8 protein-coding genes are annotated in these 13,669 nt (G+C 39.7%); all 8 read right to left on the bottom strand.

Annotated elements, in window-relative coordinates:
- Positions 1–272: 272 nt before the first annotated feature.
- Positions 273–3,200, bottom strand: a complete 2,928-nt coding sequence (locus tag Hs30E_RS05815; RefSeq protein WP_172208748.1) for a VWA domain-containing protein — start codon at positions 3,198–3,200, stop codon at positions 273–275.
- Between the two features lie 549 nt (positions 3,201–3,749).
- Positions 3,750–4,991, bottom strand: a complete 1,242-nt coding sequence (locus Hs30E_RS05810) for a CapA family protein (RefSeq protein ID WP_228462004.1) — start codon at positions 4,989–4,991, stop codon at positions 3,750–3,752.
- 141 nt (positions 4,992–5,132) lie between these two features.
- Positions 5,133–6,365, bottom strand: coding sequence for an NADP-dependent isocitrate dehydrogenase (icd, locus tag Hs30E_RS05805; protein WP_172208746.1), 1,233 nt, complete (start codon positions 6,363–6,365; stop codon positions 5,133–5,135).
- Entirely contained in the window at positions 6,358–8,943 is a 2,586-nt protein-coding gene (gene acnA, locus Hs30E_RS05800) for an aconitate hydratase AcnA (protein WP_172208744.1), read from the bottom strand. The genes icd and acnA overlap by 8 nt, the downstream gene beginning before the upstream one ends.
- Positions 8,940–10,262: a citrate/2-methylcitrate synthase gene (locus Hs30E_RS05795; protein ID WP_172208742.1), complete on the bottom strand. Its 1,323-nt coding sequence runs from the start codon at positions 10,260–10,262 to the stop codon at positions 8,940–8,942. The genes acnA and Hs30E_RS05795 overlap by 4 nt, the downstream gene beginning before the upstream one ends.
- Positions 10,263–10,660: 398 nt before the next feature.
- Complete coding sequence (whiA, locus tag Hs30E_RS05790; RefSeq protein ID WP_172208740.1) at positions 10,661–11,566, bottom strand: DNA-binding protein WhiA; 906 nt, start codon at positions 11,564–11,566, stop codon at positions 10,661–10,663.
- The gene (locus Hs30E_RS05785) at positions 11,563–12,540 is read right to left on the bottom strand and encodes a gluconeogenesis factor YvcK family protein (protein ID WP_172208738.1); all 978 of its coding nucleotides are present in this window, start codon (positions 12,538–12,540) and stop codon (positions 11,563–11,565) included. The genes whiA and Hs30E_RS05785 overlap by 4 nt, the downstream gene beginning before the upstream one ends.
- Positions 12,537–13,430 (bottom strand): RNase adapter RapZ, encoded by an 894-nt coding sequence (gene rapZ / locus Hs30E_RS05780; protein ID WP_172208736.1) that lies wholly within the window; start codon positions 13,428–13,430, stop codon positions 12,537–12,539. Before rapZ ends, Hs30E_RS05785 begins: the two co-directional genes overlap by 4 nt.
- Between the last annotated feature and the right edge of the window lie 239 nt (positions 13,431–13,669).

The following is a 13,669-nucleotide window of genomic DNA, read 5'->3' as shown; positions in this document are numbered from 1 at the left end:
TCACACCCGTGGAAACTTGCATCTTTCGAAAAATATCTCAGAAGAATCGGTAAGACGCTTCTGGAATATCAAGCTGAAAATTCAGCATAAATCATAACTCAATCATATCAAAAATGGAATCTAAAAGCAAATTTTGCTTTATAAATGTAACTCATGTTTAGACTTTTTGGGGGACATTTTCAATTTCGCTTGACACTAATCTAAAAATTAAAAAACGTTTTCCAAAATTGGAAAACGTCTCCTTAAGTGTTTTTTATTTTGTTCAAACTATTTTACAATAAAGTTTTTAGCCAAACTGCTTTACGATGGCGTTTGAACAAGGTAAGTGCAACTCCTGCAACACTTACAGCTACAACAGCCAAAATAGCAAATGTATGATTTTGATTTTTAGCTATTTGATTAACAGACTTCTGCTTAATAGCAGTAGCACTCAAACCATCAATTTTATTAGAACTAGAAGGTGTCACTTTCGTCAACTTAGCTTCAACTTTAGTCGTTTCTTTTTCTTTAGTTGATTTGAATTTAGCGATAATTTTACGGTTAGCTTTTACACGGAAACGATAATCACTTTTATCAGAAATCAGTTTATCATTTTCATACCAACCAGCAAATTCATAGTTTTCTGAAGGTGTCGCTACTATTTTTGAAAAACTGCCAACTAATTGTTGTCCAGAGCCGCTAACTTCACCTTGCGCTTCGTTTTCAGAAAAAACATCAATTTGATATTTCTGATTTGCAACTTCTTCACCTGCAATAGATAAATCTGGTGTCAAAGTTTCGCCTGTTGTGTCATTTTTCACTTCATAAGGTGTTCCTGACCCATTTTCAGTACCGCCGTCACTATCAGCAGCTTCTGTATAGGCTGGAATCTTACTCGTATAGGCTTTACCAAGTTCCAATGGTAAGTCATAGTAGTTTTGAACGCGGTTAATATCGCCTTCTTCAGCACTATATTCATTGATACTGATACTCATTTCGCCGTCATCTGTCGCAATTGTTTTAAATGTATAGTCGCCATCTGGTGGTAAATAAATGATTTTTTCCCCATCATCATTTAGCCCCATTGCAAGAACTTCACCTTGTGGCACATCGTTTACAATTTCACCAACTTTTTCGTTATTTTCATTATAAACTTCAACATTTACTGGACAATTCACACGAACAATTCGGTAATTACCACTAACAAAATTAGGTTGACCATCAGGTGTGTAGTAACTATCTTGAGACTGCGCCCATGCAAGCGCCAACTCAGGATAATGTGCTTGAGCTAAATTGTCAACCATTTCAGGAAAAGCAACTGTTAAAATCGGATGCCTAACAAATGCATGAACACCAGCTAAAGTAACCTTTAACGTTTCATCATCTGTTAAGGTCGCACTGCTATCGCCACCTAGATAGTTTGCTGCCATATTACTGAAAGCATTTTGATAATTAGTAAAATAATTTTGACGATTCTTAATAACATCCTTTGAAACGCCTTTTACAACTGAATCAAAATATGCCTCTTGACTCAAAACAAAAATCGGCATTTCTCCAAATGTATTGACAATATATTTGGTATTGGGTGCGATTTCTGTGAATCGTGCTAACATTTTATTCTTTTGTTTGGTAAAGATATTAGAAAAGATTGTCGCTGAAATCGTGTTTTCATTCCCATAATGCGTAAAGCCCCAAGCATCTGGCGCAAGTTTAGGCACAATATCAGCACGGTTAATCGTATTCCAAATATTCTTGTATTTTGGTGTCTTCTTATTTTGAGGAAGATAGCCATTTGGCGTTTCAAAAGCATAAGCATAGATATTTTCTTGTGGTATCGTCAAACGCGTATTATCCACAGAATCAAATTGATAGCCTTCATTTAAAGCACCAGCTGCCATATCTACGGTTGCACCAGCACGACTATAACCAGTCAACCATATTTTGACTTTCTCATTACTTGATTTATCTTTCATGTATGCTTCATTAATGAAAGACAGAACCTCATTTTTCGCTTGCTCAAATCCTGCGTGATTGCCTGCTTGACCAACATTTCCATTACTTGACCACTCGCTTTCGTAACCACCGCCACGAACAGCAACTGCAATCAAAGTATAGGGTTGACCATTTTCAACCACTCTTTTTTGACCAGCAATGACGCCAATTGAATCTTTTGTTGGTTTATTTAGAAATGACTCATTCACGATGATGTCTTTAAAGCCAGTTTCTGCCAATAATTTTTGAGCATTCTGGCTCTTTTTAGCATAATCATCTGTGTCATCACTGGCAAAACCAGCTATTGCCAAATTCAAAGACATTGTCGCTAAATGTTCATTATAAACAGTCGGACTTTTTGTGAAATAATCATCACTATAAAAATAAGACTGTTCATTATCTTTAGTTCCTTTGTACGCCGCATCAAGGCTAGAAAACTTGAAATTACCAGTTATTCCTGAAACTTCTTCTGCAAGTGGCGCAAAATTAAAGTTTAACTCATCGGCATTTGTCACATCATAGTAACCCGCATTTTGAGTTTCCATCATAAAATTACGCGCATCTAGCAAATAATCACCAGATAAGCTCTGGAAAAAACCTAGCGAATAAACATTAGCACTCTTACTAATTTCTTTCACTTGATTTAATGCTGTCGCTTCATCATCAGTTTCACCATCTGATAATAAAACAACATTATTCGTAACACCACTAAGATTAGCATTGTTTTTTAATAATTGGCTGGCTTTCGACAAACCAGCAGTCATATCTGTCTGTCCTTGAGCTTTTAGCTCCCCCACTGCCTTATCAAGCACATTTTTATCATTTGTAAAATCCGTTACCGTTTTATCAGTATCAGAAAAAGCAACAATAGAGATATAGTTTTCTCCGCTTGATTGCAACATTTGCTCAATAAACTTGCTAGCTGCTGCTTTCGTTTTATCCATTGGCGTTCCAGCCATACTAGCTGAATCGTCAATAACTAAAACAGTATACTTTTTAGACTGAGACCTTGTTTCTTTCATGCCAAAATTAACATCAATTTTTTGTGATGTTATTTTAGCTTGTTTGTCATTTTCTGCCTGAACTTGACTAACCTCATCTTGATGCGAGGTCACATAACTATCCCATTCCAGACCATTTTCAGCAAAAACCGTCTGACTCGTTAAAACTACTGCTGCCGTAGAAAAAAGCAGTAATTTTAATTTGGTTTTTTGACTTAACTTTTTCAAATTTTCTTCTCCTTCATCTAAATTCTAATTGTAGTTGAACGCTACCTAGCAACACTAATTGCAAAAGGCATCTCATTTACAATTTTTCAAAGTCTGTCTAAGCATCATCAGTGAGTATTCAGAGTATTTTTATGAACTCACTCATTTTTTCTAACCTCCTTCTAACAGCATTTTACCTTGATAATGTTTCAAAATTGTTTATAAATTGTTAATTGACAATAAAAACAGATGTCTAAGATAGAAATTCTAAGTTACTGTCTAACTCTCATTCCTAAAAGGTTACTTATCGAACTTCTTTAACATCTCAAGCACAACTTTCATTTTAAATTTATCAATTCTCCTCACGCTGATATACCAATTATAACATAAAAAAACCTTAAAATAACTTTTAAACTATTAAAGTGCTATATTTAATTTCATTTGTTAAATAGACAGAACCTTTTAAATAACATATTATTTACAAATTGTATCCTAATAACTAAAAAAGCCTAAATTAAAGTCATTAATTTAAGCCATGCAATTCTCAAATAAAAATATCTTGATTATATATTAAAACTGAATATCTAACAATGCCAACATCTCATGATAAGCCGTCTCAATCCGCTGTTGTTTTTCCTCAGAAACCTTGTCAGCATATTTAGCACCTTTGAGATAATCTTCAGCAAGATAAACTTGATAATCGTAAGCTGGATACCCTAAAAATGTTCGGTTAATCGGTTCTCTTGACACCCAAGTCGGATGCGCTTTAACAGCTGTCAACTGCGTTTTATCACCATTTTTCGTCAGCTCAACTTCCATGATAACACCACGCTCCGTCCAAAGATTCTCAAGTGTTTCATAACGTTGATTGGACAAAAGGTTGCCCATAGAATAGATGATAAACTTCTTCTCGCCGTCTTTTTGGATGATTTCAGTTGGTTCAGCCACATGCGGATGACCGCCAAAAATGAGATCTGCCCCCCATTCAACCATCTTATGGTAGGTTTCTTCTTGCTCAGGCGTTGCTTCCAAACTATATTCGACACCAGATTGTGGCATGACAATGGTCACATCAGCCAATTTTTCAGCGGCTTTGATTTTCTTTTCAACCTTTGTCAACTCTAAATCATTCAAATAACGGTCATAATCTTCTTGACTAATCGTTTGCTCAATGCCGTTAAAGCCATAGCTAAAGCCCAAAATCGCAATTTTAATCCCATTGACTTTCTTAACTAAAATTTTATCATCTGGCACATTGACACCAAAAGTATCAACACCAACTTTTTGGAAAGCATTTGCCGTATACGCTAAACCGTCAATACCTGTGTCCAAGATATGATTATGCGCCAAATCAAGCGCATCATAACCCGCTTTTTTGATAGCAGCAACGACCGCCTCAGGGGCGTTAAAAATCGGGTAGCCTGCAAGCTCACGGTCGGGGTTAATCGTCCCCTCAAAGTCGCCAAGCGCCAAATCGGCCGAGGCAATCAAAGGCGTAATTTGCTCATAATCGTTGGTAAAATCGTAAGTCTCGCCATCAAAAGCGCTCCCATAAACAACATCATGGTAAAGCATATCGCCACTTGCCATAATCGTTACCGTTTTTGGCTTGCTGTCAGTTTTACTTGTCTTTTTATTAGCTGTCTTTGGTACCACTTCTTTAGCCATTTTAGATTTATTTTCAGCATCAAAAGCAAGCAAGGGCAACAAAAAAACAAGCAAAACACCCGCTAAAACAGTCCCTACTATGACAATGGAGTTTCTTGAAAGACTTTTTTGCATTCGATTTTCTTCATGAGCATTTTTTCCCATCTCATATCTCCTCATCGTTATTCTTTCTTAAACATTATACCAAAAAATGCAGATAAAATGACTGCATTTTTGAATTTATATCATCAAAACTGCTGACTTGAATTTGCGTTTTTGTCTTAACATTTCTAATCAAAAAATAAGTCACATCTTTCCAATCATCGCACGCATAAAAGCAACCGTTGTCAGATTCCCACCCAAATCTTGGGTTGTCTGACCGTCAGCAATCGCTGTTGCCAATGCTTTTTTGACCAACTTACCTGCCTCATGCCACCCCATAAAGTCAAGCATCATCACGCTTGACAAAATCAAACTAGAGGGATTAGCCACACCCAAGCCAGCAATATCAGGTGCTGTGCCATGTGTTGCCTCAAAAATCGCATGACCAGTGATAAAGTTAATATTTGCACCTGGCGAAATACCAATCCCCCCAACTTGAGCTGCAAGCGCATCAGAAATATAGTCGCCATTAAGATTCAAGGTGGCGACAACTTGATAATCAGAGGGGTTGAGCAAAATTTGTTGCAAGAAATTATCGGCAATCGCATCGTCAACATAGATTTTCCCGTCTGCCATTGCTTGATCTTTGGCTGCTTTTGCTGCCTCAATACCTTGCCTAGCCTTGATGCTATTAAAAGCATTAACGGTAAACGTCGGATAGTCGCTTGCAACTTCATAGCCCCATTTCTTAAAACCGCCCTCGGTAAATTTCATGATATTGCCCTTGTGTACGAGCGTTAGACGATTTTGACCGTTTGCGATTGCATGGTCGAAAGCCGCACGTACCAAGCGTTTCGTGCCTTCTGGCGAGACTGGTTTGATACCAATGGCACTGGTCTTGTCAAAACGAATTTTCTTGATACCAAAATCAGTTTTGAGTATCTCTATCAAACGCAAAGCCTCAGTACTCTCACTTTCAAACTCAATTCCTGCATAAATATCTTCCGTATTTTCACGAAAAATGGTCATATTAACCTTTTCTGGGTGCTTGACAGGCGAGTCGACACCTGTGAAATAAATAACAGGTCGAACATTTGCGAATAAATCAAATTTTTGACGTAAGGTCACATTTAAACTGCGGAAACCACCTGCAATCGGTGTCATCAATGGACCTTTGATAGCAATCAGATTTTCAGTTAATGCCGTCAAAGTCGCCTCTGGTAAATAATCGCCTGTTTCGTCGAAAGCTTTTTCGCCAGCTAAAACTTCAGTCCAAATCATTTTTCTCTCGCCTTTATAGGCTTTATATACTGCGGTATCCACAATTTCTATCATAGCAGGCATGATGTCAATGCCAACACCATCGCCTGTCATATAAGGAATTTTAGGCATATTTGGCACTTGTAATTGTCCGTCAATCATCTGAATTTTAGCCATTAGTCACCTTCTTTCTGATTACCATTTGTAAAATACCGCCATTTTCATAATACGCCAAATCAGCTTGCGAATCAAAACGCAGTTTCGTTTGGAAAGTTTTATCATCTGCATGAACCGTAATCAGCTGACCGATTTTCGGCTTTTCTGGAAAATCGAAACTGAAACTTTCAAAACCAGTTAAGCCAAGATTTTTAGCATTTTTGCCGTCTAAAAATTCTAAGGGAATGACGCCCATCATCACTAGATTACTGCGATGAATCCGCTCAAAACTTTGCGCAATGACGACTTTAACACCGAGCAGAGCCGTCCCTTTAGCTGCCCAATCGCGCGAAGACCCCATACCATAATCTTTTCCCGCAAGGATGACTAGGGATACACCGTCCGCTTTGTAACGCATGGCAGCCTCATAAATCGGCATAATCTGCTTCTTATAGCTTGTGACACCACCTACAATTTCAGGCGTCAGTTGATTTTGGAGGCGGATATTGGCAAAAGTGCCACGTGTCATGACCTTATCGTTACCACGTCGACTACCGTAGGAATTGAAATCGCGCGGTTCAATCCCTTGGCTAGCTAGAAACTTACCCGCTTGTGATTTTATGGGAATGTTACCAGCAGGGCTGATATGGTCTGTTGTAACCGAATCAGCAAACTTGGCAAGCACACGCAAATGAGTCATTGGTGCATGTGTGACAGTTTCAGACAAAGTCATATCGGAAAAATAAGGCGGATTAGCAATATAAGTTGATTTTTCATGCCAATCATAAGTTTCAGATTTTGAAGATTTGATGTCATTCCAAGCCTTATTAGCATTGAACACGTGTGCGTAATGCGTTTTGTAGAGGTCACGCGTCACATATTTGTCAACTGCTCTTTTAACTGTTTGCTCATCTGGCATGATGTCTCTGAGATAAATAGCCTGACCATTTTTATCCGCGCCTAGCGGTTCCCTTGTCAGGTCTTTTTTAACATTTCCAGCAATCGCATAAGCGACAACAAGTGGCGGGCTCGCAAGATAGTTGGCTTTAACGAGCGGATGAATGCGCCCCTCAAAGTTTCGGTTACCCGACAGAATTGAGGTCACAAGCAAGTCTTGGTCAATAATCGACTTGCTTACCTCATCTGAAAGCGGCCCAGAATTGCCGATACAAGTCGTACAACCGTAACCAACCACGTCAAAACCAAGTCTAGCCAGCGGTTCAAGCAGTCCAGCATTTTCAAGATAAGCGGTTACAACTTTTGAACCTGGCGCAAGTGACGTTTTAACCGTCTTAGGAACTCTCAAGCCTTTCGCCACAGCATTTTTGGCAAGAAGCCCCGCCATCATCATAACATAGGGATTGCTCGTATTGGTGCATGAGGTAATCGCTGCAATAGCAATATCGCCGTCATGCATGAGGGCATTTTGAGTGTCTTTTTCAGTGTTTGACAGATTTTCAAAATTAGCTGTCATCTCACTGAGCGCTATCAAATCTTGCGGACGTTTTGGTCCCGAAAGATAGGTCTCAATCGTTGTTAAATCAACTTCGATGACTTGATGATACATCGCCTCTTTTGCTGAATCGTAAAAAAGATGATTAGTTTTCGCATAAGTTTCGACCAATTCGACAAGATTATCAGAACGATTGGTATTTTTCAGATAATTCAGCGTTTCATTGTCAATCGGAAAATACCCACAAGTTGCCCCATATTCTGGTGCCATATTTGCCACAGTTGCCCGATCTGCAAGCGTTAAACTCTCAAGTCCTTCGCCGAAATACTCAACAAATTTGCCGACAACGTTTTGGTCGCGGAGAATTTTCGTCATTGTTAGCGCCAAATCAGTCGCCGTCGCCATTGGATTGAGCTTGCCGACAAAACGCACACCGATAACCTCAGGCATAGGAAAATAAGATGTCTCACCCAAAATAGCCGCCTCAGCTTCGATACCACCGACACCCCAACCTAACACACCTAGCGCATTTATCATGGTTGTGTGGCTGTCTGTACCAAAAACGGTATCTGGCACCAAAACACCGTCTTTGATTGTCACAACGTCAGACAGATATTCGATATTAACTTGATGGATAATGCCCGTCTCAGGTGGGATAACATGGAAATTATCAAAAGATTCCGTTGCCCATTTGAGAAATTCATAACGCTCGCTATTGCGCTCAAACTCACGTTTAGTATTGACTTCTAGGGCTTCTTTGCTTCCTGCACAATCAACTTGTACCGAATGATCAATAACCAAATCAACTGGCACTTCTGGATTGATAAGTGCAGGATTGCCGCCAAGTTGCTTGACCGCATCACGCATAGCTGCCAAATCAACAACCGCTGGCACGCCAGTAAAATCTTGTAAAATAACACGACTTGGCTTGAACGGCAAGTCGCCATTAGCCAAATTTTTACTGTTATAAGTCTGTAATCTTGCTAAATGTTTGGCTGTAAAGGTCTGACCGTCAAAATTGCGCAAAATGCCCTCAACTAAAATGCGCAATGAATAAGGCAAGCGGTCAACCTCCGAAATAGCAGACTGAATGTCAAAATAAGTGTAGGTCACATCATTTACAGTCAAAATTTTTTCATAAGTCATACTCTATCCTCTATTTTTACATAATTTTTAGTTGATAAAACACTTTCGTAGGCAGGACGGATAATTTTGTTCATATTCAGCATTTCCTCCATACGATGAGCACTCCAACCAACAATCCGTGCAATAGCAAAAAGTGGCGTGTATAGCTCCTCAGGCAAGCCAAGCATTTGATAAACAAAACCGCTATAAAAGTCGACATTCGCCGAAACACCCTTATAAATCTGGTGATTTTTGGCAATGACGTCAGGCGCTAAACGCTCAATTCTATTGTAAAATTGGTAATCTTCCTCTAAACCTTTCTCCTTAGCAAGCGCCTTAACATAAGATTTGAGAACCTCGGCTCGAGGGTCTGAAACAGTGTAAATCGCATGCCCCATACCATAAATCAAGCCTTTACCATCAAATGCTGCTTTGTTTAGAATTTTATGCAAATAATCAGAAATTTCAGTTTCATCTGAGTGATTACTAACATTTTCATAAATATCAGCTAGCATTTTTGCCACTTTGATGTTAGCGCCACCGTGCTTAGCACCCTTAAGACTAGATAGCGAGGCAACAACCGAGGCATAGGTATCCGTGCCAGAACTGGTCACAACATGGGTCGTGAAAGTTGAGTTATTCCCGCCACCATGCTCCATATGAAGAATTAGCGCCAAATCAAGCACTTTCGCCTCAATATCGGTATAGGCTTTATCAGGACGCAAAAGGCGCAGAATATTTTCGGCAGTCGTCAAATTCTCATCGGGATAATGAATGTAGAGACTTGCACCATTTTCACAATGATTATAGGCTTGATAGGCGTAAATCGCAAGGAGCGGAAAAATCGCAATCAAATTTAGAGACTGATCAAGTACATTTTCCAAAGATAAATCGCCAACTTTTTCATCAAAAGTCGCAAGAGTCAGAATACTCCGACTAATCGAGTTCATAACATCTTTTGAGGTCGCTTTAAGAATAATATCACGGACAAAATCAGGAGGTAACTGACGTTTTTCGGCAAGTTTTCGGGTAAATGTTGCCAGTTCATCAGCCGTCGGCAGCTCCCCAAACAAGAGAAGATAGGTAATCTCTTCAAAGCCAAAACGATTTTCCAACTTGAGATTTGCCGTAATTTCTTTGATATTGATGGCACGATACTCCAAAATTCCCGAAATCGGCAGATCATTTTCATCAAAAGAATGAATAGCAGAAATGTTAGTCAAACCCGCTAAAACACCTTTACCATTATCATCACGCAAGCCTTTTTTGACAGCATATTGCTCATAAAAAGATAAGGGAATGATTGAATTTTTCTCAATTTTAGATGTATATTTTTTCATTGTCGTTACCATTCCTTTCAAGTCAACACTGATTTTTAACTATTCTACTCTTTTTTGACTATTATTTCAATACATATCTGATTATCATGCAAAATGTCAAGATTTTTTTGCATAAAAATACTCTCTCAAATTTTTTGAGGGAGTAATAAAACATTATATACTCAATTCGATAAAAAAACACAACGTATGATGTACTGTAAGTATGACCTATGATAAAACAATCCAAAAGAGAATTTTGGCTTATGCCGATAGTGAGGCTATTGAAAACGTTCTTTATTTTTAACGAATTGAATATATCTATTTTTATTTGAACCGTTTTCAATTCTTTCTATCTCTAATACAAGCGCTTAAGAAGTTATTTATTATATTAAAATATATTTAAAACAACTTTTCCTTCATCATTTTATCTGACGAAGCGTTGCTGCAAGCGCTTTAAGTTGCCGTAGTCTGTGATTGACACCCGACTTGCCAAGTGGAGGGGTTAATCTCTGGCCAAGTTCAAGAATGGTGTCATCAGGATTAGCGATTCTTGCGAGGGCAATTTCGCGTAGATTTTCTGGCAATTTGCCTTGACTTTGTAGTAACTTGATGTCCTCAATCGCATTTTGAGCGGCGTTGACTGTTTTGCCAATATTTGCCGTTTCAAAATTCGTTTGACGATTGGCAATATTTCTAATTTCACGAAAAATTTTCGCATTTTCTAACTTGAAACGCGATTTTGTTGCACCGATAAGGCTTAGAAAAGACAAGATAAGCTCAGAATTTGACAAATAAGTAATCGTTCTATTTTTGCGGGCGATAAGTTTACTTTCGATACCAAAATCTGCCAGTAAACGCTGCAAATCTGTCGCATGTTCCTCATAATAAGAGGCGATTTCCAGATGATACTTGCTTTTTTCGGGGTTGGTCACGCTACCGCTGCTGATGAAAGCCCCACGCAGATAGCCAAGCGCCAAATCTTTGTCAAATTTGACAGCAATCGGTACGCCGTTATCCAAAAGTAAGCTATCAGCTAACTCAAATCTATCCAAAACCTCAGAAACTTCTCCTAAAATTAAAAGCGTATAGACACGATTCTTAGAAAGCGTTGTTTTTTGATACGTGTTTATCTCCGATTTAATGTCATAAACTTCCGACAAACTGCGATAGATAAATTTGGCTGTTGTCGCATTTTCAGTTGTAATCGCAAGACTAAGACCGTTTGAAATGCCAAGTCTACCATTCATTCTGAGTAAAGCTATCATCACACCGTCAGAAACTTTTAACTGTGTGAGTTCATTTTTAACTTCTGATGAGAAACTCATTTGGTTCTACGCTCGCTGATTCTCATGATTTCCTCAGAAATGGCGTCAGCATTGTGAAAAGCACCGCCATCTCGCAGTTTTAAAAAATTACTTGAAATCACACGCACATTTTCTGCCCGCAAACCGTCAAAATCATGCTTGACCTGCACTAAATATTCGTCAAATTTATTACTATTCATATATTCGGGCGGAACTGGCTGAATATTGACCAAAACGGTATCAATAAAATTCATGCACACGTGTTCACGTAGCACTCTGATATGGTCAGCATCCGTAAAATTCTCCGTCTCACCACGCTGAGTCATGATATTACAAACATAGACAACCTGTGCTTTCGTCTCAACTAATGCTTGCTTAATCTCAGGAATGACAACATTTGGCAAAATCGACGTAAAAAGACTGCCAGGCCCCATAACAATCGTATCCGCCGCCATAATCGCCTTGACCACATGACGCGAGGCAGTTGGCGTGTCGGGATTGTTGGTGTTGGTCACAAAAACGTGGTCAATCGTGCCTTTGTAGTCGGCAATGTGGCTCTCGCCCACAATCTCAGCACCATCCTTAAAAATAGCGTGCAAGGTCAGCGCCGCCTCACTTGAGGGCAAAATATGCCCTTGGGCATGGAAAAACTTCGCCAAAATCTGAATGGCGTTATAAGTCGACCCTTTCATCTCAGAAACACCCGCGATAATCAGATTACCAATCGGATGACCACTGAGCGGTCCGTCATTTTCGCTGAAACGATACTGAAAAATCTGCTCGTAGAGCTTGGGCATATCGCTCATAGCCACAAGGACGTTGCGCAAATCGCCAGGAGGCGCAATATGGAGCGCACTACGCAACTCGCCAGAACTCCCACCGTCGTCCGCCACCGTGACAATCGCCGTCAGATCCACATCCTCCTTTTTGAGCGAACTCAAAATAACAGGAATCCCCGTCCCACCGCCAATCACAACAATTTTCTTCTTCCTCATGAGCGGTTGACCGTTTCCTTTCGTCTATCTTTGTCGCGGTGGCTGATGTTGACAGACCACTTTTCAGCGAGCAATTCCTTGCCGATTCGTTTGGCAAATGCCACGCTACGATGCTGACCACCCGTGCAACCCACAGCAATCGTTAGCACCGACTTCCCTTCTTTTTGATAACCGGGAATGATTGGTGTGAGCATTTTCATCAGATTTGTATAAAATTCTTCCGATTCTGGCGCATCCATAACATAATGATAAACCGCCTCATCAAGCCCAGTCAGATTACGCAACTCAGACACATAATGCGGATTTGGCAGAAAACGAACATCGAAAACTAAATCAGCATCAAGTGGCAAACCATATTTGAAACCAAAACTCATGACTTCGATTCTGAAAGCAGCCGTTGTATTTTCTGTTGCAAATTCTTGACCAATCAGCGCACGCAGATTTCTCGGTGTCAACTCACTTGTATCAATCACATTTTGCGAGAAAGACTTGAGTGGCGAGAGCAAATCGCGTTCGCGGTTGATACCGTCAAGCACCCTACCGTCCTCAGCAAGCGGATGACTGCGCCGCGTTTCCTTGTAACGTGCGACCAATTCTTCATCAGAACTATCAAGAAATAATAGCCGAAAATCAACGTCTGGATTATCTGATAAGTCATTGACAATATCACTCAGCTCGTCAAAGAAACTCCGACTTCGCATGTCGACGACCATTGCCACCTTATCAATGTCGCCCACCTCAGATGTTGTGAGCAAACTCACAAACTTGTTAATGAGATTAGCGGGCATATTATCAACCGTGAAATAGCCCATGTCCTCAAAAGACTGAATCGCCACGGTTTTGCCCGCACCACTCATACCAGTAATGATAACTAAGTTAATTTTTTGCATGTGAGAATTTCCTCCATTATTAGATGTTAAGGCGACTGCACTGAGTCTGAAAAATTAGGGAATTTCCGTAAGCGAACGTAGGTCGTCCGGAAAAGTCAGCTATTTTTTCCAGACTCAAGGAGCCGAAACTCGATTTTGAAATAAGATGTTGAAACTAAATAAATTAAGGGCATCTCTAAAAACTGCTCCTGCGATTACTCGTCGCAAAATGAGTTGCTCCTGCGATTACTCGTCGCAAA

Source organism: Pseudolactococcus hodotermopsidis (assembly GCF_011170085.1).
Taxonomy (GTDB): Bacteria; Bacillota; Bacilli; order Lactobacillales; family Streptococcaceae; genus Pseudolactococcus; species Pseudolactococcus hodotermopsidis.
This window is presented reverse-complemented; position numbering and strand designations above follow the sequence as displayed.